At 64.9% G+C, this 23256-nt stretch carries 19 protein-coding genes; 15 read left to right on the forward strand and 4 right to left on the reverse strand.

Features of this window, described 5'->3' with window-relative positions; translation table 11 throughout:
- The first annotated feature begins 97 nt into the window (after positions 1-97).
- The 5 genes from ACFQX9_RS29295 to ACFQX9_RS29315 all read left to right on the forward strand — a co-directional run bounded on the left by ACFQX9_RS29295 (position 98) and on the right by ACFQX9_RS29315 (position 8070).
- A complete protein-coding gene (locus ACFQX9_RS29295) occupies positions 98-2422 on the forward strand; it encodes a TonB-dependent siderophore receptor (RefSeq protein WP_377791253.1) in 2325 nt (774 codons plus the stop codon).
- A 63-nt stretch (positions 2423-2485) separates the two neighbouring features.
- Positions 2486-3679, forward strand: a complete 1194-nt coding sequence (locus tag ACFQX9_RS29300; protein ID WP_085351565.1) for a PepSY domain-containing protein — start codon at positions 2486-2488, stop codon at positions 3677-3679.
- A gap of 78 nt (positions 3680-3757) precedes the next feature.
- Positions 3758-4990 (forward strand): rhodanese-like domain-containing protein, encoded by a 1233-nt coding sequence (locus tag ACFQX9_RS29305; protein ID WP_085351564.1) that lies wholly within the window; start codon positions 3758-3760, stop codon positions 4988-4990.
- A 99-nt stretch (positions 4991-5089) separates the two neighbouring features.
- The gene (gene serA, locus ACFQX9_RS29310) at positions 5090-6334 is read left to right on the forward strand and encodes a phosphoglycerate dehydrogenase (protein WP_085351563.1); all 1245 of its coding nucleotides are present in this window, start codon (positions 5090-5092) and stop codon (positions 6332-6334) included.
- A gap of 77 nt (positions 6335-6411) precedes the next feature.
- A complete protein-coding gene (locus tag ACFQX9_RS29315) occupies positions 6412-8070 on the forward strand; it encodes a tannase/feruloyl esterase family alpha/beta hydrolase (protein ID WP_377791254.1) in 1659 nt (552 codons plus the stop codon).
- Between the two features lie 21 nt (positions 8071-8091).
- On the opposite strand, the gene ACFQX9_RS29320 is transcribed toward ACFQX9_RS29315, so the two are convergent.
- Entirely contained in the window at positions 8092-9810 is a 1719-nt protein-coding gene (locus ACFQX9_RS29320) for an ATP-dependent Clp protease adaptor ClpS (RefSeq protein ID WP_377791263.1), read from the reverse strand.
- Positions 9811-10019: 209 nt separating this feature from the next.
- On the opposite strand from ACFQX9_RS29320, the gene ACFQX9_RS29325 reads away from it, so the two are divergent.
- The 6 genes from ACFQX9_RS29325 to ACFQX9_RS29350 all read left to right on the forward strand — a co-directional run bounded on the left by ACFQX9_RS29325 (position 10020) and on the right by ACFQX9_RS29350 (position 16886).
- Positions 10020-10487 (forward strand): MarR family winged helix-turn-helix transcriptional regulator, encoded by a 468-nt coding sequence (locus tag ACFQX9_RS29325; RefSeq protein WP_085351560.1) that lies wholly within the window; start codon positions 10020-10022, stop codon positions 10485-10487.
- A 17-nt stretch (positions 10488-10504) separates the two neighbouring features.
- Positions 10505-11275 carry an enoyl-CoA hydratase gene (locus ACFQX9_RS29330; RefSeq protein WP_018453065.1) on the forward strand — a complete coding sequence of 257 codons (771 nt, stop codon included), beginning with the start codon at positions 10505-10507 and terminating at the stop codon, positions 11273-11275.
- Positions 11276-11408: 133 nt separating this feature from the next.
- Positions 11409-13490 carry a methyl-accepting chemotaxis protein gene (locus tag ACFQX9_RS29335; protein WP_377791255.1) on the forward strand — a complete coding sequence of 694 codons (2082 nt, stop codon included), beginning with the start codon at positions 11409-11411 and terminating at the stop codon, positions 13488-13490.
- A 124-nt stretch (positions 13491-13614) separates the two neighbouring features.
- Complete coding sequence (locus tag ACFQX9_RS29340) at positions 13615-14556, forward strand: dihydrodipicolinate synthase family protein (RefSeq protein ID WP_377791256.1); 942 nt, start codon at positions 13615-13617, stop codon at positions 14554-14556.
- A 258-nt stretch (positions 14557-14814) separates the two neighbouring features.
- On the forward strand, positions 14815-16215 hold the full coding sequence (locus ACFQX9_RS29345) for a selenium-binding protein SBP56-related protein (RefSeq protein ID WP_085351558.1): 1401 nt from the start codon (positions 14815-14817) through the stop codon (positions 16213-16215).
- Between the two features lie 77 nt (positions 16216-16292).
- Positions 16293-16886 (forward strand): hypothetical protein, encoded by a 594-nt coding sequence (locus ACFQX9_RS29350; RefSeq protein ID WP_018453069.1) that lies wholly within the window; start codon positions 16293-16295, stop codon positions 16884-16886.
- A gap of 3 nt (positions 16887-16889) precedes the next feature.
- Here ACFQX9_RS29350 and ACFQX9_RS29355 read toward each other — a convergent pair whose 3' ends face one another.
- From ACFQX9_RS29355 to ACFQX9_RS29365, 3 genes are read right to left on the reverse strand one after another with little or no spacing between them, the layout of a single operon-like run.
- Entirely contained in the window at positions 16890-17588 is a 699-nt protein-coding gene (locus tag ACFQX9_RS29355; RefSeq protein ID WP_018453070.1) for a DUF1045 domain-containing protein, read from the reverse strand.
- 18 nt (positions 17589-17606) lie between these two features.
- The gene (locus ACFQX9_RS29360) at positions 17607-18800 is read right to left on the reverse strand and encodes an alpha-D-ribose 1-methylphosphonate 5-triphosphate diphosphatase (RefSeq protein ID WP_018453071.1); all 1194 of its coding nucleotides are present in this window, start codon (positions 18798-18800) and stop codon (positions 17607-17609) included.
- A complete protein-coding gene (locus tag ACFQX9_RS29365) occupies positions 18797-19456 on the reverse strand; it encodes a chloramphenicol acetyltransferase (RefSeq protein ID WP_377791257.1) in 660 nt (219 codons plus the stop codon). Before ACFQX9_RS29365 ends, ACFQX9_RS29360 begins: the two co-directional genes overlap by 4 nt.
- Before the next feature lie 183 nt (positions 19457-19639).
- Between ACFQX9_RS29365 and phnC the strand changes: the two genes are divergently transcribed.
- The 4 genes from phnC (at position 19640) to phnE (ACFQX9_RS29385) (ending at position 23254) form a co-directional block, all read left to right on the forward strand.
- Entirely contained in the window at positions 19640-20449 is an 810-nt protein-coding gene (gene phnC, locus ACFQX9_RS29370) for a phosphonate ABC transporter ATP-binding protein (RefSeq protein ID WP_085361140.1), read from the forward strand.
- Between the two features lie 63 nt (positions 20450-20512).
- On the forward strand, positions 20513-21448 hold the full coding sequence (phnD, locus tag ACFQX9_RS29375; RefSeq protein ID WP_085351553.1) for a phosphonate ABC transporter substrate-binding protein: 936 nt from the start codon (positions 20513-20515) through the stop codon (positions 21446-21448).
- Positions 21449-21524: 76 nt separating this feature from the next.
- Entirely contained in the window at positions 21525-22409 is an 885-nt protein-coding gene (gene phnE / locus ACFQX9_RS29380) for a phosphonate ABC transporter, permease protein PhnE (RefSeq protein ID WP_204512550.1), read from the forward strand.
- Positions 22367-23254: a phosphonate ABC transporter, permease protein PhnE gene (gene phnE / locus ACFQX9_RS29385; protein WP_377791258.1), complete on the forward strand. Its 888-nt coding sequence runs from the start codon at positions 22367-22369 to the stop codon at positions 23252-23254. Before phnE (ACFQX9_RS29380) ends, phnE (ACFQX9_RS29385) begins: the two co-directional genes overlap by 43 nt.
- Positions 23255-23256: the final 2 nt, after the last annotated feature.

The following is a 23256-nucleotide window of genomic DNA, read 5'->3' on the forward strand; positions in this document are numbered from 1 at the left end:
CAACACTAGAGCGATTCAAGGCCGCTTGCGGTTCTCTTCACGAACAACGGCTGTTAGACGCGCCAGCTTCTGCGTCTGACTTGGAAGTGAATCGAAAGTGCGTGCTCATCTGGATGGCCAGCGCGTCAGCGGCCGTCGAACTCCTGCCGGCACGAGCTGCGCAGTCCTCCTCATTGGAGCAGCCGTTCTGCTCGGCGCACCTTTCTTCAGCGCGACGGCCGCCCAAGCGCAATCGGCTCTGCCGCCGGTGACGGTCGAGGCGCCGGCACCGCGGCCGAAAGCGGCGCGTGCATCGGACCAGTCTCCGCCCCGCACGCAAACCGCCGCGCGCCAGCGCAATCACAATCCCGCACCCGCAGCGCCGACGCTCTCGGAGCGCGCCGCGGCTGAAGCCGCCGCGCAACAGGCCGCCAAGCTCGGCTACCGCGCGATGCCGAGCGCGACCACGCTGCGCAGTGGCGCTTCGCCGCTCGATACGTCGCAGGCCGTCAACGTGGTGCCGGGGCAGGTGCTGAAGGACCAGCTCCCGCGCAACATCGACGACGCGCTGATCAATGTCAGCGGCATCACCCAGACAAACACGCTCGCCGGCAGCCAGGACGCGGTCATCCGCCGCGGCTTCGGCGACAACCGCGACGGCTCGATCATGCGCAACGGCATGCCGCTGGTGCAGGGGCGCAGCTTCAATCCCGCAGTCGAAAGCGTCGAGGTGCTGAAGGGGCCGGCCTCGCTGCTCTATGGCATCATGGATCCCGGCGGCATCGTCAACACCATCAGCAAGCGGCCGGAGCTGTACCAGCATGGCTCGGTCACGCTGCTCGGCTCAGCTTTCGCGAACAATCGCAACGGCGCCGACGGTTTGCTCGACGTCACCGGTCCGATCGGTGACCAAGGCCTGGCCTATCGCTTCATCGGCTACGGCGTCAGCGAGGATTATTGGCGCAATTTCGGCCGCCATCGCGAGATGCTGGTCGCGCCGTCACTGGCCTGGTACGGCCAGGACACCACGGTGCAGCTCAACTACGAGCATCGCGAGTTCATCTATCCGTTCGATCGCGGCACGGCGTTCAATCCGGTGACGAAGGCGCCGCTGGCGGTGCCCAAGACGCGCCGGCTCGACGAGCCCTTCAATAACACGTGGGGCACGTCGGACCTGATCCAGGCGTCTGTCGAGCACCGTTTCAATCAGGATTGGAAGCTCTACGCCGGCTACAGCTACAACACCGAGACCTTCAGCGCCAACCAGCTTCGTATCACCGGCATCAACTTCACGACAGGCGCCGAGACCCGCAGCAACGACGGCACGCAGGGTTCGCTCAGCAACGCAAGCTACGGAACGTCCTACGTTTCTGGCGGCTTCTGGCTCGGCGAGATGCGCAATGACGTGGTGTTCGGTGGCGACGGCCAGTATCGCACCATCTACCGGGACAATCTGATCCGGCAGACAACGCCCGCCTTCAATGTCTACAATCCCGTTTACGGCCTGATCGGGCCGGGAACGACGGTGTCCAATCCAGACAGTGCGCAGACCGACAAGCTTGGCCAGTGGTCGATATTCGTCCAGGACACGTTGCATCTGACAGAGCGGTTCGCCTTGGTCGGCGGCGTGCGCTACATGGACTACGACCAGATCGCCGGGCGCGGGAAGCCGTTTTTCACCAACACCAATGTGTCCCAGGACAAGGTGCTTCCGCTCGGCGGCGCCATTTTCAAGCTCACCGACCAGATATCGCTCTATGCGAGCTATACTGAATCGTTGAAGCCGAATTCGACCATTGCGCCGATCGGCGTCACGATCGGCTCCAACGTCGCGCCGGAAGAAGGCGTGTCATACGAGACCGGCGTCAAGTTCGATTTGAACAAGCGCATCTCCGGAACGCTGGCGCTCTACGATCTCGACAAGAAGAACGTGCAGACGACCAAGACGAACAGCGCAGGCGTCGTGGAACTCCACACCGTGGGCCGTGCTCATTCGCGCGGCGTCGAGCTGGATGTCACCGGCAGGCTCACCGACAGCTGGGCCTTGATCGGCAGTTACGGCTACACCGATGCCCGCGTGACGGCATCCGAGGATGTCACGCTGCTCGACAGGAAGCTGCAGAACGTCGCGCTGAACACGGCCTCGCTCTATCTGGTCTATGACTTCGGCACAGCCCTGCCGGGTCAGCTCCGCCTCGGCGGCGGCGCGCGTTATGTCGGTGATCGTCCCGGCGATTCGATCAACTCCTTCTTCCTGCCCCCTTATGTGGTCGCCGATATTTTCGCGACCTATGAGATGAAATACCAGAACACGCCGGTGATCTACCAGCTCAACGTCAAGAACCTGTTCGACACTGTCTACTATCCCTCCGCCGTCAATAATCTGAACGTCGCCCTCGGCGACGCGCGGCGGGTCTCGCTGTCGGCGACGGTGAAGTTTTAGCGATGGGCATGTCGCGCAGGGACGCCCTTCGGATGATCGCGCCGAGCAGGAGGGCTCGCGCCGATGCGTGAGTCCTGGCGCACGATCAAGGCCGCTCTGCTTCATGTCCATTCCATCGCGGGCCTCGTGCTGGCGCTGCTGCTCGCCGTGATCGCACTGACCGGTGCGATCATGAGTTTTGAGGACGAGATCGTCGATCATCTCAACGCCGGCATCATGCAGGTCGCGCCGCGCCAGGCACCGGCGCTGATGCCGGACGAACTGGTTGCGCGCCTGACTGCGGCGCAGGACGTCGGCAAAATCTCCGCCGTGACGCTGGCGAGTGATCCGTCCGCCGCGGTGCATGTGCGCTTCGCCCGCGACGAACGAGGCGCGCGGCCGTCCTCGCTCTATGTCGATCCCTATGACGCGCGCGTGTTGGGCACACCGGACGGCGAAGAGTTTTTCGCGACCGTGCGCAAGCTGCATCGCTGGCTGTTGATTCCCGGCGACGCCAAGGGCTGGGGGCGCCAGATCACGGGCGTGGCCGCGCTCGGCCTGATCGTGATGCTGATCTCGGGCCTCGTGCTGCGCTGGCCGCGTCGTGCAGGCAGCGTGAAGATGTGGCTGAAGCCGAATCTCGGGCTCAGTGGCCGCGGTCTGCATCGGTCGCTGCATGCGGTGATCGGCACCTGGGTCCTGCCGGTCTATCTGGTGATGACGTTCACCGGGCTCTGGTACTCGTTCGACTGGTACAAGGATGGCGTCGTCTGGTTGCTGTCGCGCCCGCAGATCGCCGCGGCGAAGATGCAGCCCAAGATGCCCACAAAGGCGTCGCGTGCTGCCGGTGTCAGCGAGACGGCACAGCCGATCGGCTTTGATCGCGCGTGGGCCGCCTTCCTGCACGAAGAGGGCGGCCGTTTCTCCAAGGCGTTGCTGACGCTGCCCGCCGGTCCGGGCACGGTGATACGGATCCGCTCCTGGGGGAAAGACTCGACCCTCGACACCACCCGTGACGAATTCCGCGTCGATGCCATCACAGGCCAATTCGTGTCTGCGGAGCGTTATTCCGATAAGACCCTCGGCGAGAAGACCATCGCGAACGTGCTCGATATCCACCGCGGCGCATTTCTGGGCTGGCCCGGCAAGCTCGCGTTCATGCTCGCGGCTGTGCTGATGCCGCTGTTCGCGGTCACCGGCGTTTTGCTTTATTTGTCGCGTCGAAAGCTGAGGCGGCTGGCGCAGCCACGGCTCGGGCGGCTTGTTCCCGGCGAATGAACGGGCTGCCGCAAAGGCTAGCCAACACTTCTGCAATCGTTCAAAAGCCCATGGCCAATCCTCGTCAGGGTTTACGCCATGAAGATCACCACCGTCACTCCCGCCGACATCCGCCGTGCACTGCTGCTCCGCGAGGAGATCGCGTTGCTTGATCTCAGGCACGAGGCTGGTTTCGCGACGGGACATCCGCTGTTCGCCGCCAACATGGCTGCCGATCGGATTGCGATCGAAGCGGACGTCAGGCTGCCGCGCAAGAATGTGCCGATCGTGCTCTATGATGACGGCGAAGGGCTCGTCACCGCGGGTGCCGAGCGGCTGGCCGCGCTCGGCTATACCAACGTCCGCGCGCTCGATGGCGGACTGAAGGCCTGGCGCGACGCGGGCTATCAAATGTTCGAGGACGTCAACTCCTACTCCAAAGCCTTTGGCGAGCTGGTCGAGTCGCGTAGGCACACGCCCTCGTTCAGTGCCGACGAGGTGGCAAAACTCATCGCGGACAAGGCCAACATTGCCATCCTCGACGTCCGCCGCTTCGACGAATATGCTACCATGAACATTCCGGGCTCGGTCAGCGTGCCCGGCGCGGAGCTGGTGCTGCGGGCAGGACAGGCGGCACCCGATGCCGACACCACCATCATCGTCAATTGCGCCGGCCGCACCCGCTCGATCATCGGCACCCAATCGCTGATCAATGCCGGCGTGCCGAACAAGGTCCGGGCGCTGCGCAACGGCACTATCGGCTGGACGCTGGCGCGGCATACGCTCGACCACGGTGCTAACAGGCGTGGCGCGATCGGGCCGTTCGAGGGCGGTCCGGCCAATGCGCGCGATGTCGCCTATCGCGCCGGCGTGCGCCACATCGGTGCGAGCGAGATGGCTGCGCTTGTCGCGCAGACCGATCGCACGCTCTATCGCTTCGACGTGCGTGACGCCGAGGAATATGCAGCCGGCCATCTCCCGGGCTTTCGCCATTATCCCGGCGGCCAGCTCGTCCAGGAAACCGACATGGCCGCACCGGTACGCGGCGCGCGCATCGCGCTGACCGACGACAAGGGCGTCCGCGCCGACATGACGGCGTCCTGGCTCGCGCAGATGGGCTGGGAGGTCTATGTACAGGAAGGCGGCTACGACGGCGCGCTCGAAATCGGGCCGCCGCACGTCTTCCCCAAGCCGGACCCCGCTCACCGCTACCGCCGCCCCTATGAAGGCACCGGCGTCGACGAACGCGCGATGCAGGCCTATCTCGACTGGGAATATGGCCTGGTCGAACAATTGCGTCTGGACGGGACGCACGGGTTTTACGTGATCTGACGACCGCTCCGCCATCTTCTCCCCGTATCCGAACCCTATTGTGCTGCGCATCCCCCGCGGTCTATGAGCTGCGGCGAAGCTGTGACCCACGGAGATTTCATGTCAGTCCCAGGCCGAAGCCCTGAGCGGAGCGCGAAGGCGCTGCTGCTCGAAGGCGTCAATGACAGCGCCGTGGACCTGTTCAGAACGGCGGGTTTCACCAATGTCGAGCGCCTGACCAAGGCGCTGGACGGCGAGGATTTGCGGCGGGCGCTCAAGGGCGTGTCATTGCTGGGCATCCGCTCGCGCACCCAGATCACCGATGAGGTGCTGGAGGCCGCCGACCAGCTTCTCGCCGTCGGCTGCTTCAGCGTCGGCACCAACCAGGTCGATCTGCTGGCGGCGCGCAAGCGCGGCATTCCGGTGTTCAACGCGCCGTTCTCCAACACGCGCAGCGTCGCCGAGCTCGTGATCGGCGAGATCGTGATGCTGCTGCGGCGCATTTTCCCGCGCTCGGTGTCGGCCCATGAGGGCGGCTGGGACAAGTCGGCGACCGGCAGCCGCGAGGTGCGCGGCCGCACCCTCGGCATCATCGGCTACGGCAATATCGGCTCGCAGCTCTCGACCCTGGCCGAGGCGATCGGCATGCGCGTGATCTATTTCGACCGCACCGACAAGCTCCGCCACGGCAACACCGAGCCAGTCGAGAAGCTGGAGGAGCTGCTCGCGCAGAGCGACGTCGTCAGCCTGCACGTGCCGGAGACGCCGGAGACATCAGGGATGATCGGCGAGAAGGAGCTGCGGGCGATGAAGCCCGGCTCGCTCCTGATCAACAACAGCCGCGGCACCGTCGTCGATCTCGATGCGTTGGCGGGGGCTCTGCGCGACGGCCATCTCGCGGGTGCCGCCATCGACGTGTTTCCGGTCGAGCCGTCCTCGAATTCGGACCGCTTCAACAGCCCGGTGCAGGGCCTCGGCAATGTCATCCTCACGCCGCATATCGGCGGCTCGACCGAGGAGGCGCAGGAGCGCATCGGCGGCGAGGTGGCGCGCAAGCTGGTCGACTTTTTCATCACCGGATCGACCACGGGCGCGGTGAATTTTCCGGAAGTGCAGCTGCATCTGCGTCCCTCCGGCGCGCGCTTCAGCCACGTCCATCGCAACGTGCCCGGCATGCTGCGCCGGCTCAACGAGGTCTTCCTCCAGCGCGACATCAATATCGCCGCGCAATATCTGGAGACCTCCGGCGACCTCGGTTACGTCGTGCTCGATGCCGACCTCGGCGGCCAGGATTCAGGCGCGCTGCTGCAGCAGATCCGCAGCCTCGAGGGCACCGTCGGCGCGCGGCTGGTGTTTGAGCACTAGCACTGCATTGACGAGCGGCCGCAGGGCGCCTTGAATGCGGCCTGCTGGCAGAACGAACAGAAACTCAGGGGGAAACGATGGCGCAAATCCATGTGAAGCTGTGCGCATTGCTGGTGGGCGCAGCGGGCGCGCTGGGCGCGAATTCCGCTTCAGCGGTGACGCTGACTGAGGATGCGGACACTGTCTGCAACGGCCTCGTCGGCGGCGCCGACGCCGTGATCGATTCGGCGACGTTGCTGGCGCCCTCGCAACTGGCCGTCGCCGAACGCGGCCCGACGCCGTCGGGGCGCGTCACGCCCGCCAATCCCGGCTTCTGCAAGGTGCTCGGCCACATCGATCCCACCGATCCCAAGGCGCCGCCGATCAAGTTTCAGGTCAATTTGCCCGTCGAATGGAACGGCCGTTCGCTGCAATATGGCGGCGGCGGATTCAATGGCGTGCTGATCACGGGCCTGGCGCTGCCGCCGGCCTATCCCTTCGACAAGCCGTCGCCGCTCGCGCGCGGCTTCGTCACCTACGGCACCGATTCCGGTCACGAGTCCAAGCCGGGCGAGCCGCCGCAGCTGTTCGCGCTCAACGACGAAGCCTTCGAGAATTTCGCCCATCGCGCCTACAAGAAGGTGCGCGATGCCGCCGTCGCGCTGATGCAGCGCGCTTACGGCAAGGCGCCGGAGAAAATGTACTTCATGGGGGCGTCCGAAGGCGGCCGCGAAGGCCTCACCATGGCGCAGCGCTACCCTGATGATTTCGACGGCATCTTTGCCCGCGTGCCCGTCATCAACTGGGTCGGCCTGCAGCATGCCGGCACGCGTTCGGGGCTCGTGACCATGGGTGACGGCTGGATCAATCCGGCGCAGGTGAAGCTAGTCGGCGATGCCGTGCGGGCCGCTTGCGACAAGGCCGACGGCTCCGATGACGCGCTGGTGCAAGATCCCGTTTCCTGCAAGGCGGCCTTCAAGGCGGAGACGCTGCGTTGCGAGAGCGGCAAGACGGGCGATCAGTGCCTCACCGACGCACAGATCAAGGCGATCGAGACCTTGCATGCGACCTACAAATTCCCGTTCGCGCTCGCCAATGGCCTCGACGATTATCCGGGCTGGGGCGTGTCGGGCGAGGACACGCCGGCGGTCGGCCCGACCGGCGGCTGGGTCGCGTGGTGGCTTGGCACGGCGCCTCCCGCGCAGCCGCCCGCGCCCAATAATGGCATCGCCTGGATCTACGGCGCCGGCGGCATCCAATACGTGTTCGCGCGCGATCCCAAGCTCGACGTGACGACGTATAAGCCCGAAGCGCACAAGGCGCGGCTGCTCGAGGTCTCCAGCCTGATGGATTCCACCGACCCCGACCTCAGCCGCTTCCGCGCTCGCGGCGGCCGGCTGATCATGCTCGAACATATGGCGGACTACGCGCAAAGCCCCTATGCCGGCATCCGCTATTTCGAGAACGTCGAACGCAAGGTCGGCAAAGCCGAGACGGCCGAGTTCGCGCGGCTCTACACCGCGCCAGGGGTCGACCATGTCGGCTCCGGCGCGCCGGCCAATGTCGACATGCTGAGCGTGCTGGTCGACTGGGTCGAAAAGGGCAGGGCGCCCGGCGATCTGGAAGTTACCGAGCAGAAGGTCGAGGCGCCGTCGTTTGCGACGCTTCGCGCGCTGCCGCTGTGCCGCTGGCCGGCCTGGCCGCACTACAAGAGCGGCCCAGTGACGGAGGCGTCGAGCTTCATGTGCACGCCGTAGCAGGCGCGCCACTTCGGAGCGTCACCCGGTGGCCATTGCCTGCGCGCCGCCGAGCAGCTGCGCGTTAAGCCGGCCGCCGGAGAACAGCATGTCGTCAAGCGCCTCGTCGATATCGGCCGAGATCACGGTGTTGCCGCCGTCCCGCGCGATGCTTCCTTGCGCCAGTCGTCGCATCAATTCCTTGATGAAGGCGCAATTTGTGCCCGCGCTGCGCCGGGCAGCCTCTGCGATCACCGCCCCATCGAGGGGCAGTCCCTTGCCGTAGAGCCGGACCAGCTTGCCGCGGCCGGTCTCGTCGGGCAGCGGCACTTCGATGGCCTGATCGATGCGGCCGGGACGACCCGCGAGAGCTCCCTCGAGGTCCTCCGGCCGATTGGTGGTCAGGACGAACAGGATGTCGGCATCTTCCTTCAGCCCGTCCATCTCGTTGAGCAGCTTGTTCAGCATGGATTCCTCACACGGCCCCATGTCATCGCGGTCACGGGCGATGAGATCGACATCCTCGATCACCACCATCGACGGCTGGAGCAGCCGTGCCAGGCTCATATAGGCGCCGAGCAAACCGATCTGCTCGGCCGTGATGATCAGCGTCGTATGCCCGGGCAAATGCGTTGCCAGATAGCGGATCGTGTGGGTCTTGCCGGTGCCCGGCGGCCCGTACAGCAAGATGCCTTTGCGTGTCGATTGGCCCAGCCGGCGCAATTGGTCTCGGGTGTTGACGAAGGTCAGAACGTTGCGATCGAGCAGCCGCAGGGTCTGCTCCGGCAGGATCACCTCGTCGCGCGTGACCTGCGGCAAGCGATGCACCGTGATGCCGCGCGAGCGACCGCGATAGTCGGAATCGGCATCGAGCGACAGGATCTTGCCGCGATAGGTCCGCGCAGCCTGTACGGCTTCTTCCAATTCACTGAAGCATTGCTGGACGAGAGCCGCGCCTGCGGAACCTGAGGGTACCAGGATTTCGATCCGAATTCCGGGCTCGCGACTGTATTCGCGGTGTGCGCAGAGCAAAACCGCATAGCGGAGATGATCCTGCTCACACAGCCACAGCCCGTTATCCAGACACTTGACCGGGCTCTTCTCGCCTACGTCGACGTCGGAATATTGCAGCGGGGCAATCGCGATCGCATAGCGGCCCTCCTTGAGCAGTCGTGGAATCGACAGCGTTTCGTAGCGCTGCTCCTCGTTCAGTCCCACCAGCCGGATGGCCTTGCCGAAGAGCCGGTCGACGGCGGCCTGGAGATCGACCCGCATGTGGCCAGGAAACTGGCGGATCGTGGTCACGAGTTTGCTGCGCGCGGTGCTGGCAAGGTGCCAATCGAGAACGTCGCAAGCAAAGTCGAAATCTTCCTCTTGTTCGTTCGAGGGTTCATCCGCCGCACGCATGCAGTCGCTGCACAGCCAGACCGTTCGGTCGCCGATACGAACGTCGGTCTGTCCCTCAGGCTTGCCACAGAGTTCGCAAGGAGTCTTGACCGCCTCTAGCGTGACCTGCAGTTGGTGGCCGGCCAATTCGATGGATTGTTGCGCAGATTTGAAAAGGGCTTCGGCAACCGATTGCGGGTAAGGTCCGCAAACCGCTTTTTCCTTCTGCTCGATCTGGGTGATCAGCGCGGTCGCTTCACGGTCTGATTTGCCGAAAACCTGCCGAAGCAGATCCATCACGAATTGGTCCGGCGTATCATCGTCATTATGAATTACGAGCTGGGTCGGCTGGTTCTCGCCACGCATACTGTTCATCACGAAAGGTCTCCGGGACAATCTATGATTGAATAGAACGAATAGAGAACACAAAAGGAAGCGGCCGTCAAGCGTGACGGCGGCGGCTAATTGCGATTGGTGGGTGAGGTCCTGGTGCGCCGGGGCGGCCCTGTTCCTCGACGACTGCCGCGGCACATGTCCAGCTGCCGTCCTTTGACAATCTGATCCGCCTCGATTATCTATTTCGCATGCGAAATAAAGACGCGGGCGCGAGACACCATCGGTTGATCTACCTGTTGAGCGTGGCGCAGCGGCGCGTGCAGCGCTGGATGGCGGCGCAGCCTTCGAGCGAGGTCACGCCGGCGCAAGCGGGGCTGCTGTTCATCCTCGGCAAGCAGAACGGCGTCCTGATGGGTGAGGTGGGCGCGGCGCTCGACATGGGGCCGGCCGGCATCTCGGGGCTGGTCGACCGTACGGCGGCGGCTAAACTGGTCGAGCGGCGCGCGGATCACGAGGATGGTCGCGCCTGGCGCGTCTGGCTGACGCCGAAGGGGCGGACGGCACTGGCGCAGGCGAAGGCCAGCGCGGCACAGGTCAACGCGGCGTTGACGGACGGATTCACCAGTGCGGAGATCGATATCGTCGCGCGCTGGCTGACCAGCATTCAGGACAAGTTTCCAAGACAGCTTTCAACAGAGCTTTCTAGAGATCCATAGGAATAGAGGAGAGACCCATGACCGAGCACGTCCGGATCCGGAACGACGGCGGAATTCTCACGCTCACGCTGGCACGCCCCGACAAGAAGAATGCGCTGACGGATGCGATGTACGGCAAGCTCGCCGATGCCATCGAATCAGCCGAGCACGATCCGTCGGTCCGCGTGATCCTGATCCGCGGCGAAGGCGACATGTTTACCGCCGGCAACGATGTCGGCGAGTTCGCGGCGGTCGCGGCGGGCAAGTCGGAAGGAAGCCGCAACGTCGTGCGCTTCATCCAGTCGCTGGCGCGCTGCTCCCGGCCCTTGGTGGCCGCGGTGCAGGGCCGCGCCGTCGGCGTCGGCACCACGATGCTGCTGCATTGCGACCTCGTCGTGCTTGCCGCCAACGCGCAATTGTCGACGCCCTTCGTCAGCCTCGCACTGGTGCCGGAAGCAGCTTCCAGCCTGCTGATGCCGGCGCGCATCGGCTATGCGCGGGCCTACGAGATGTTCGCGCTGGGCGAGACGGTGCCGGCCAAATCCGCGCTGGAATGGGGGCTCGCCAACCGCGTCGTGCCGCTCGACAAGCTCGATGCCGAGGCGCTCGCGCTGGCGCAGCGTCTTGCCCGTCAGCCGGCCGGCGCACTCACCGCCACCAAGAAGCTGATGCGCAACGGCGAGACGCTGGTCGCGCAGATGAATGCCGAAGGCGAGCAGTTCGGGCTGCGCCTGCGCACCGCTGAGGCGCGCGAGGCCTTCACGGCGTTCGCGGAACGCCGCCCGCCGGATTTCACCAAGGTTGCGTGATATCCGGGACTGCGCTGAGGCTCGTCGGGCCGGAAACTCACGCCCATTCGATTAAAACCTTAACGGAACATTGGCATGTCGCGGGCAAGGTGGCGCTCGAAAGAATAGGCCCCCGACCCAGGCCCCCGACACCATGGCAATGTTTAAGAAATCGGTAAGTTCGCTCCTTCTGACCTTGATGGCCCTGCTGGCTGCGGGTGCGCTGGCCTCCACGGCGATCCAGATGGTTGGGGCGTTCGGCCGCTATAGCGACAGCCTCGAGACCGCGCGGCTTGCCGCGGCCGACAAGGCGATCTTCCATGGCGTGCTGGCGCTGCGCAACAATCGCGGCGATGCCCAGAGCGCGATCCTCGGCGAGGATGATCCGCGAGCAAAACTCGAGGCGGCGGAGAAGGCCGAGCAGGGCGGCTATGACGCCATCGGCGCCGCGCTCGCCACCGTCGATTTCGCCCGCCGCGACGAACTCGCCGGCACATTGAAGCAGGGCTGGAGCGCCGCCGCGCCGCAGTTCCAGCTGTTCTACGACGAGGCCAAGCGCCCGCGCGCGGAGCGCAAGATCGAGCGCACCAACTCCTGGTATGATGGCGTCACCAAGGTGATCGAAACGGCCAACCTCGCTTCCACCGCGGTGTCGAACCGCGCCTGGATGGACGACCCCTTCATCGCCCGCATGATCCAGGTCCGGCGCTTCGCCTGGCAGGTGCGCGACCGTTATGGGATCCATTGTTCGTCGCTTCGCTCCAACGTCAACAGCAGCAAGCCGCTCGACGACGCTCAGAAGCGGTCAGTGGCGCAATGGGATGGCACGATCGCCTCCGGTTGGGCGGGCATGGCCGAGTTGCTGGCCGCGCCCGGCGTGGCGGCGGAGCTGGTGACGGCAGCGGCGGACGCGAAGGCCAAGACCGACGGTGCCCTCAAGCAGATCGGCGACCTCACCAAGAATTTCGACGGCAGCGGTAAGCCCGCGATGCCCGCCGCGGAGTGGAATACGCTGTGTCAGTCACCCTTTGCGTCCATCGTCGCGGTGGCCAACAAGGCGCTCGACCAGTCAATCGTCCGGGCGGAAACGGTGCAGGCCAAGGCGCTCACCAATCTCGTCGTGCAGTCGCTCGCGTTCCTGCTCGCGCTCGCCGTGACCCTGACCGGCGTGTACGTGGTGCGCAATCGCCTGATGCGCCCGGTGCGCGCCATCCTGGACGCGATCGCCAAGATCAGCGCCCGCGACTACGCGACGCCCGTCCCGCAATCCAGGTATCCCGACGAGTTCGGCACCATGGCGGCCGCACTCGAAAGCCTGCGCGAGAGCGCGGCGACCGCGGAACGCCTGGGCCAGGAGCGCGAATCGCAGCAGGCGCTCCAGCTCGCCCGCTCCGGCACCGTCGATGCGGCCTGCCGCAGTTTCGACGACACCGTGCAAGCCGTCATTCACAGCGTTGCGGCGTCGACCAAGGAGCTCGATGCCACCGCGACCGACGTCCGCTCACTGGTTTCGGAATCGAGCAGCCAGACCGCGGCGGTCTCCTCCTCCGCCGAGCAGGCCACCAACAATCTCGAGACCATCGCAGCGGCGACCGAAGAACTCTCGGCGTCCGTCGGCGAGATCTCCGCGCAGGTGCAGGCCAGCGCCCGCGAGGCCCGCGAAGCCGTGTCGCAGGCAGCGCAGACCAATGCGACGGTCGAAATCCTCGATCAGACCGCTGGCCGCATAGGCGAGGTCGTGAAGATGATCAACGCCATCGCAGGGCAGACCAATCTCCTGGCGTTGAACGCCACCATCGAAGCCGCGCGCGCGGGCGAGGCCGGCCGCGGCTTCGCCGTGGTCGCCGGCGAGGTCAAGAGCCTCGCTTCGCAGACGGCGACGGCGACGGAAGAAATCTCCCGCCAGGTCGCGGAGATCCAGGGCGCGACGGGCCAGGCGGTCGCGGCCATCCGCGCGATCGGCGGCGCGATCAGCGGCATCGACGAAAAGATGACGGCGATCGCGGCAGCGGTCGAACAGCAGCGTGCGGCCACCACCGAGATCTCCCGCAACTTCCAGCAGGCCGCGCAGGGAACCCGCGAGGTCACCGACACCATCGGCAGCGTCGCCAGGCTGAACCAGGAGACGGGCAATGCCGGTTCGGTCCTGTCGGTGTCCGTGACGAAAATGTCCGCCGACGCCGATCGTCTCCGCGTCGCGGTCGAGGGCTTTTTGGGCGCGGTGAGGACCGCATAGCTTCGACAATCTTCCGTCCTTACGTCGTGCGATCGGCATTGCCGCCGATGCGCGCGGCGGGTACATCTGTGGCGCTGCGCGAGCGTCGCGGCAGATGTAAGAGATATCAGGGATGGAGAGTTCGATGCCGGTCACGCCCCAACACAAGGCCCAGCGCCCCTATCGCGGCGTGTTCCCGGTCGCGCCCACCATCTTCGACGAGCGCGGCGAACTCGACCTTGAGGGACAGCGCCGCTGCATCGATTTCATGATCGACGCAGGCTCGAACGGTCTGTGCATTCTCGCCAATTTCTCCGAGCAGTTCGTGCTCACGGATGCCGAGCGCGAGACCGTGATGCATGCGGTGCTGGAGCATGTCGCGGGCCGCGTTCCCGTGATCGTCACCACCACGCATTTCAGCTCGGCCGTCTGCGCCGCGCGCAGCCGGCAGGCCGAGGCGGCCGGTGCCGCCATGGTCATGGTGATGCCGCCCTATCACGGCGCCACCTTCCGCGTGCCCGAAAAAGGCGTCGTCGAATTCTTCAAGGTGCTGTCGGGCGCGATCAAGATTCCGATCATGATCCAGGATGCGCCTGTCGCCGGCACCCCCCTGTCGGTCGAACTGCTCGCGCGGCTGGCGCGCGATTTCGCCAACATCCGCTATTTCAAGATCGAGGTGCCGGGCGCGGCTGCAAAGCTGCGCAGCCTGATCGACGCCGGCGGCAGCGATATCGAGGGTCCCTGGGACGGCGAGGAAGCGATCACGCTGCTCGCCGATCTCGATGCCGGCGCCACCGGCGCGATGACCGGCGGCGGCTATCCCGACGGCATCCGCCAGATCGTCGATCCCTATTTCGCCGGCAAGCGTGAAGAGGCCAAAGCCGCCTACGAACGCTGGCTGCCGCTGATCAACTACGAAAACCGCCAATGCGGCCTGATCGCCTGCAAGGCGATGATGCAGGCCGGCGGCGTGATCAAGTCGGACACGGTGCGGCATCCGCTCCAGCCGTTGCACCCGGCGACGCGGGCCGGGCTGCTGGAGTTGGCCAAGGAGCGCGATGCGCTGGCGTTGAGGTGGGGGAAGTAGCGCAACGCTGTCGTCCCGGCGAAGGCCGGGACGACGCTGAGTGTGAGGTGCGCACCCTGGCCTGATCCCGCCAGCTTCCATCTGGCTGAAGGCGTCGAATTAACGCGGTTCGGGCGGTTTCCCGCAGCCCGGCGATGACATATTGTACGCTCGCCAACCTGGCCCGCGGAGCAACTCAAGACATCGCGCAACAGCTCTTCATTATGCCGCTATTCCGAACCAGGTTGGTGCGAACCAACGAAACAGGGAGGCAGTGCCATGACGATGAGGCCGGATCCCACCTTTCACGCATCGCCCAAGCTTGCGATGGAAGCTCCTGCGGAGAACTTTGCCTACACGTTGCTGCTCAGTCCGGATTTCTCGAAACCGGATGCTCTCGCGGTGATCGACGCCAAGCCGGGATCGCCGACCTACAGCCAGATCGTCCACACCGTGACGATGCCCAACAAGGGCGATGAGTTTCATCACTTCGGCTGGAATGCCTGCTCCTCCGCCTTGTCGCCGCTCACTGGGCATGCCTTCATCGAGCGGCGCTATCTCATCATCCCCGGGCTGCGCTCGTCGCGGATTTACATCATCGATACCAAGCCCGATCCGACCAAAGCCAAAATCCACAAGATCATCGAGCCCGAGGAAGTCTTCAAAAAGACCGGCTATTCGCGGCCGCACACCATCCATTGCGGGCCGGACGGCGTCTATGTGAGCACGCTCGGCGGCGGCGGCAAGGACGGCACCAACGGGCCTCCAGGCGTCTTCATCATGGATTGCGAGACGTTCGAGGTCCTTGGACGATGGGAGATCGACCGCGGTCCGCAGACGCTGCACTATGATTTCTGGTGGAACCTGCCGCGCGACTACATGGTGACGAGCGAATGGGCATTGCCGCCGCAGTTCGAGAACGGGATCGTCCCGGAAGATCTGCTGGCGAACAAATATGGCCATCGTCTCCACTTCTGGGATCTCCGCGCCCGTCGCAACGTGCAGACCATCGACCTCGGCGCCAATCATCAGATGGCGCTGGAGGTACGGCCGGCGCACGATCCGGTTCGCGAATACGGCTTTGTAGGCGTTGTGGTCGACACCACGAATCTCGAAGCCTCGATCTGGACCTGGTGGCGCGAAGGCGGAAAATTCCATGCGGAGAAGACGGCGACGATCCCGCCCGAGCCTGCGCCAAAGGAGAAGCTCCCGCCGCTGCTTCAGGGCTTTGGCGCCGTGCCGCCGCTGGTGACCGACATCGACCTGTCGATGGATGATCGTTTTCTCTATGTCTCGTGCTGGGGCACGGGTGAAATGCGCCAGTACGACGTGAGTGATCCGCGAAAGCCGAAGCTTGCGGGCTCGGTTCACATCGGCGGCATCGCGCGCCGCACCCCCCATCCGAACGGCAAGGCATTTGCGGCCGGTCCGCAGATGGTCGAGATCAGCCGGGACGGCAGGCGGGTGTACTGGACCAATTCGCTCTATTCCACCTGGGATGACCAGTTCTATCCCGATGGCGTTCCGGGTTTGGAAGTCATGGCCAATGTCGGTCGCAATGGTGGCCTCGAGCTCGACAAGAACTACTTCGTGAGCTTCCCCGACGGATATCGTGCGCACCAGATCAGGCTGGAGGGCGGCGATTGTTCGACGGACTCCTTTTGCTACCCGTCGGCCTAGATTGGGCACACGCGAGCCTCGGCTGGCTGTGGCTCGCTCTTGTTGCGAGCGGTCTCTATCACGGGGTCAATCCGGGAATGGGCTGGCCGCTCGCCGTTTCGGCCGGGCTCATGGACAAGAGCCCGCGCGCGCTCTTTCGTGCGTTGTGGGCTCTGGCCGCCGGACATCTCCTGGCAACGCTTCTCGTGCTGCTGCCATTCGCGTTCCTGCTCGTGCTGGCCGAGTGGCAGCGTTCGATCCAGCTCGGCGCGAGCCTTTTCGTCATCGGCTTCGGCGTCTATCGGCTGGTCGAGCGGCGCCATCCGCGCGCGCTGGCACGAATTCCGCCGACGCAATTGGCGCTCTGGTCATTTGCCGTTGCCATTGCTCACGGCGCCGCCTTGATGCTCGTGCCGATCTATCTCGGGCTCTGCCAGGCCTTCGAACTCGATGCCGGCCATGAGGCCGCCGGCGCGCTGATGAAGGCGAGTCTCGGGATGGCGGTTCTGGTGTCTTTGGTGCACGTCGCTGCCATGGTCAGCGCCGGCGGATGTCTGGCGTGGCTGGTCTACCGCCATCTGGGATTGAGGTTCGTCTCGCGAAGCTGGTTCAATCTGGATGTAATCTGGGCCACCAGCCTCATTCTGGTTGGCGTTGTGGCCTTCGGCTTCAATCTCGCGAGCTGGCACTGACGCTTACTGGGTCAAAGCCCACTCGCCGATGATGCGGAAGCGAGCCTTGGCGTGGTCCTGTTTGAACAGCGCGACGCGATCGATCGCAAGCGTCTTGAGGCCGAGCGCAGCAAACCTTCCCTGCAGCATTTCCAGAATCGGCCCGCGCCGCTCCACGTCGAGCCGGCCCGTCAACGTCATGTGGAAACGGAATTCCTCCATCACGTAAGGATAGCCCCAGCGGTCGAGATAGTGGCGCTGCCGTTCGCTCAGCTTCTCCGGCTTGCGCCGCGCACGGTCTTCCGCGCTCAGCGGCGCGCGGAAGGAGTCGAAGTCGCGCGCGCAATCGGCGGCGAGCTGCTGGAGTTCGCCGACCGGCTCCCCGGGAATGACGGCGATGAAGCCGCTGATGGAATCGACGACCGGGCGGATCACCGGAATTGCGCGTGCCCTGCCGGCGAATGTCGCGCAGGCCGCAACAAGCTCGACCTCGCGCCTGTCGGACGCCAGCGCCATCGGCGCCTTCAGCGTGGCGTGAAAGCCGTATTTGCGGGGATCGGCGGTAACATCACGCCAGTCCGGCGCGAGACGCGATGCGTCGGCGGGAAACGGCAGCTCGTTGCCGGTATAGGCATCGTAGCCGAGCAACTCCGCGCCGAAGCGGGTGAGCGCGCTGTCGCTGCCTGCGGCAAAATAGATCGCGTAGCGGGGGAAACTCGTCATCGTCCGAGCATAGCGGGTTTATGCCGCGGCGACAGCTTGGCGCGGGGTAGCTGGCATGCCAAGCAACCGCGTCGCCTCGGTGAGATGCACGAGCTTGCCGCCTGATATCACGGCGATCAGCCGCGGCCGCAGCGGCATGCTGTCGTCGACCAGCAGAATGTCCGCGCGCCGGCCTTCCGCGAGCACGCCGCGATCTGCAAGACCGGTCGCGCGCGCGGGCGCGGCGGAGACCAGATTCCAGGCCTCGGTCAGCGGCAGCACGCCATCGGCGGCGAGCCGGAACGCAGCGAGCAGCTGCGCGGGATAGTAGTAGTCCGAGGCCAGAACCGAGCAGAGCCCTTTGGCGATCATGTCGGATGCCCTGGTCCAGCCCGTGTGGCTGCCTCCGCGCACGACGTTCGGCGCGCCGTAGACGATGGCGTCACCGTGGCTTGCTGCCGCCCGCGCTGTCTCCTCGTTGATCGGAAACTCCGCAATCGCCACGCCCATGGCGCGAAAGCCTTCGCGCATCGCCGGCGTCGCATCATCGTGCGAGAGCATCCGCACGTCGGCGGCGCGGGCCGTCGCGGCCAGCCGTGACACGGAAGCCGGCACATCCGCGGCGCGGGACATTATGTGTCCGACCAGCCGGTCGAATTCCTCGCTCGACAGGCCGGTGCGCTCCACCATGCGATTGCGCTTGCGCGGCTTGGCCATGTCCCCAACCGTGCCGTCCATGTGGTCGTTGAAGGCGAACAGGTCGACGCGGCCCTCAGTGAGCCATTGGCTGATCTCGGTTTCGGCGTCGAGATTGTAGGTCTCGTGGCGCAGGTGAAAGCGGGTGTCGGCGGCGAATTGCGGGCGCTGCCGTTCGATCGCCTCCATCAGGCTGCGCGCATTGCCGGCGCTGCGCAGGCCCGGCTCCCACGAACAGGTCGTGGCGTGAAAAACCGTGGTGATGCCGTTGCTGATCGCCTGGCGGTCGCTGTCGGCGAGCGCGACGTCGATCGGGAAATCGACCCCGGCGCGCGGCATCATCTGTCGCTCGAAGGCATCGCCATGCAGATCGACGATGCCCGGCAGGACCAGCAGATCGCGCGCCTTGATCGCCAGCCGCGCCCGGCTGCGCGAGGCATTGATCTCTGCGATGTCCGTTCCGGACACGAGAAGCGACGTTTCGGCGAACTCGGAGCCGATCAGGGCCCGCCCGCCCTCGAGGAATATGTCTGTCACGCGACCGCGCTTCGTTTGCTGGCAGAAGAGGGTGCCCCTGCTTCGTATGCCGTGAGGAAATCCTCAATCCCGAGCTTGCGGAAATTGGGCAGGGCTTCACGCAACTTGTCGTGATCCCAGTCCCACCAAGCGAGCCTCGCAAGCCGCCCCGCAACCTCTTCCGAGAACCGCCGGCGAACGATGCGCGCCGGATTGCCGGCAACGATGGTGTAGGCCGGCACGTCCTTGGTGACGATGGCGCCGGCCGCGATCACCGCGCCGGTGCCGACGTTGCGGCCCGGCAGCACGATCGCGCCATGGCCGATCCAGACGTCATGGCCGATATGGACGTGATGCTGGCGCCGCCAGTCGAAGAACTCGGTGTCGTCGCTCTCGCCTTCGAAATAGGCGCTCGAACGATAGGTGAAATGCGCCTGCGTGGCGCGGTGCATCGGGTGATTGCCCGGATTGATCCGCGTCATCGCCGCGATCGAGCAGAATTTTCCGATGGTGGTGTAGGTGATCTGGGCGTCGTTCACGACATAGGAGTAATCGCCCATCGTCACTTCGTGCAGCATCGTGCGGGCGCCGACCTCTGTGTAGGCCCCAAGCCTGGTGTCGTGCAGCTTCGCCGAGGAATCGACAGTCGGCTGGAGCGAAAGAGCTTTGGCGGCCATGTTGTATCCGAACGAGAGGGCGAGTGTTTCTCTTCGAGCGGCTTGATGACAATGTCATGACGGCGCGATGACAGGGGATGAACAGGGGATGAGGTGTGTAGGATCGCCGCATCGCAACGTCCGTGTCACACAAGTGTCAAGCGCCGGCGTTAGCGGTGGGTCCCAGCTACTCTGGAGCCCTGCATGCTGGTGGTTGAAGGTCTGACGTGTCGCTTCGGCGTGAAAGCCGCGGTGGACGACGCCTCGTTTCAAGTCTCTCCCGGCGGCTTCGTCGGCGTGATCGGACGGTCCGGCGCCGGCAAGTCGACCCTGCTGCGGACCATCAACCGTCTCGCGACCCCTTCGCAGGGTCGCATCCTGTTCGACGGTCTCGACGTCACCGCGCTACGCGGCAAGGAGCTGCGGCAGTGGCGGGCGCGCTCGGCGATGATCTTTCAGCAGTTCAATCTGGTCGGCCGGCTCGATGCTCTCACCAACGTTCTTATGGGACGGCTCGCGACGATGCCGGCCTGGCGCTCGCTGTCGCAGAGCTGGCCCGAGCAGGACAAGGCGCTGGCGATGTCCGCGCTCGAGCAGTTCGACATCGCCCCACTCGCAGCCCAGCGCGCCGACCAGCTCTCCGGCGGCCAGCAGCAGCGTGTCGCGATCGCCCGCGCGCTGGTGCAGCAGCCCGACATCATCCTTGCCGACGAGCCGATCGCCTCGCTCGATCCGCGCAACACCAAGATCGTGATGGATGCGCTTTTGCGCATCAACAAGCATTTCGGCATCACCGTGCTCTGCAATCTGCATTCGCTCGACCTGGCGCGCAGCTATTGCGACCGCCTGATCGGCATGGCGCAGGGTCGCGTGGTGTTCGACGGCGCGCCGGCCGAGTTGACCGAGCACGTTGCGCGCGAGCTCTACGATCTCGAAGCCGCCGAAGTCATGGGCGGCACGCCTGCACCGGTGCGACAGGGCATTCCGGCGCTTGGAACGGCGGCCGCCGCCTGAGCTGCGCCGCATCAGGACTTACCAATTTTGCGTCAACCGACCTCAACCAATGAAGAGGCTATCATGATTACTCGCAGATTGATTCTCGCCGGCGCCGCCGCGCTCGCGTTGACGACTTCGGCCTCCGCCGAAGACTGGAAAGCCAAATATCCCGAGCTGACCTTCGCGGTCATTCCGGCGGAAAACGCCTCGGGCGTGACCGAGCGCTGGGCGCCGTTCATGAGCTATCTCTCCAGGGAATTGGGCGTGAAAGTCACGCTGCGCATCGCCAACGACTACGCTGCCGTGATCGAAGGCCAGCGTGCCGGCAACATCCACATCGCGAGCTATGGCTCGGCTTCGTTCGCTCGCGCCCGCCTGACCGGCGTCAAGACCGACGCCTTCGCCAACGACATCAACTCCGACGGCTCCACCGGTTATTACTCGGTGTTCTTCGTCAAGGCGAGCAGCCCCTACAAGAGCATCGATCAGCTCAAGGGCAAGAACCTCGGCCTGGTCGATCCGAACTCGACCTCCGGCAACAACGTGCCGCGCTTCGAGCTCGACAAGATGGGCATCGCGGACGCCGACACCTATTTCAGCAAGGTCGTCTTCACCGGCAGCCATGAGAACGCGATCCTGGCACTGGCGCAGGGCACCGTCGACGTCGCCGCCAACCAGTGGACCAGCGACGACGATTCGACATTGGCGCAGATGTTGACCAAGGGCATGCTGAAGAATGCCGACGGCTCGGCGATGAAAAAGGACGATTTCCGCATCATCCACAAGTCGGCGCCGATCATCAACGGTCCGTATGCCTACAATTCCGACCTGCCGGAAGAGGCCAAGGCCGCCATCGCGAAGGCGTTCTTCGACGCGCCGGCCAAGGACAAGGCTGCCTTCGACCGCCTACAGGACGGCCAGAAGAAAGGTTTTCATCCCGCGACCAGCAAGGATTGGGATGGCACGATCGAGCTGATCAAGTTCGTCGATGCGCTGCGTAAGAAGAAGGCGTCCTGAGTTTCGGGACGATGCCACTGGAGCCGGGTCGATGGACCCGGCTCTTTCTCTTTGATCGACCACCTTTCCTGATCAGATGACCGTCGCGGTTTCGATTCTCCCCGAGCAGCAGCTCGCCGTGCTCAACGCCGCCTATCGCCAGGCGGTGGCGCGCAAGCGGCTCCGAATCCTGTCTGGAGCCGTGATCTTCGCCGCAGCACTGTGTCTGGCCGCGATCGGCGCTGAAGTGAATCTGCGCACGCTGTTCGCCCACTTTGGCAACTTCATCAGCTATTTCGACCGCATCCTCACACTCGACACCGGCCAGCGGGTCTGGACCGATGTCGGCGAGTGGCTCTGGGGCTGGCGCAAATGGCTGAGGATGCTGGGCGAGACCCTGCTGATCTCCTATGTCGGCACGCTGATCGGCGCGACTCTTGCGTTCTGCCTGAACTTCTTCGCCGCTGAAAACACCTCGCCCGCGCCCTGGCTGCGTTTCATGGTGCGGCGCCTGCTCGAATTCGCGCGCACGGTGCCCGGCATCGTGTTTGCGCTGATCTTCGTGATCGCCTTCGGGCTCGGTCCGATGGCCGGCGTGCTTGCGATCGCGATCCACTCCACCGGCGCGCTCGGCAAGCTGTTCTCGGAGATCGTCGAGAATGCCGACATGAAGCCGGTCGAAGGCGTCCGCTCGACCGGCGCAAGCTGGCTCTCCTGCATGCGCTTCGCCATCCTGCCGCAGGTCACGGCAGGCTATGCCAGCTACGCGCTGCTGCGGTTCGAGATCAACGTCCGCGAGGCCTCCGTGATGGGCTTCGTCGGTGCCGGCGGCATCGGCCAGGAGCTCGTCGTCGCCATCCGCAAGTTCTATTACTCCGACGTCAGCGCCATCCTGCTCACCATCATCGTCACGGTCTTCATCATCGACATCAGCACCGGATGGCTGCGCGGCCGTCTGTTCGGCAAGGAGGCGCGGACGTGACGGGACCGCAGGAGACCGACACTGCGGCGCTTCGCGCGCGCTATCCTGACGTGTTCGACCGGCCGGCCTCGGCGCGGCTCGCCATGCCGACGATGAGCGTCGCGACGCTCGCGATCCTGATTTACGGCCTCGTCGATCTCGACTTCTCGCCGTCGCGGTTCGTCGCGGGCCTCAACCAGCTCGGCTGGATCAGCCTGATGATGATCCCGCCGGATCCCGGCTCGTCGCTGCCGGTCTATCTGAAGGCGCTGGGCGAGACGCTGTCGATCGCGCTGCTCGGCACAACGCTCGCCGCGCTGTTCGCACTGCCGGTCAGTCTTCTTGCGGCGCGTAATGTCGTGCCATCAAAGCTGCTGCGCTTTCCGGTCCGACGTTTCCTGGATTCGATTCGCGGCGTCGACACGTTGATCTGGGCGCTGGTGTGGATCAACGTGGTCGGGCTCGGCCCGTTTGCCGGCGTGCTCGCCATCGCCGTGTCGGATTTCGGCGCCTTCGGAAAACTGTTCTCGGAGGCGATCGAGGGCGCCGATCAGAAGCAGGTCGAGGGCATCCGCGCCTCCGGCGGCAGCGCGCTGCACGAGATTCGCTTCGGCCTGCTGCCGCAGGTCCTGCCCGTGATTGCCGGGCAGGTGCTCTATTTCATCGAGTCGAATACGCGCTCGGCCACCATCATCGGCATCGTCGGCGCCGGCGGCATCGGCCTCCAGCTCGCCGAGCAGATCCGCGTGCTGGAATGGCAGAAGGTGTCGTTCCTGATCCTGATGATCCTGGTCGCAGTCGCCGCGATCGATTTCGTTTCGGGCAAATTGCGTTTTGCGATTATCGGGCGGCGGGCGGTGGCGTAACC

Source organism: Bradyrhizobium sp. GCM10028915 (assembly GCF_042666195.1).
GTDB lineage: Bacteria > Pseudomonadota > Alphaproteobacteria > Rhizobiales > Xanthobacteraceae > Bradyrhizobium > Bradyrhizobium canariense_D.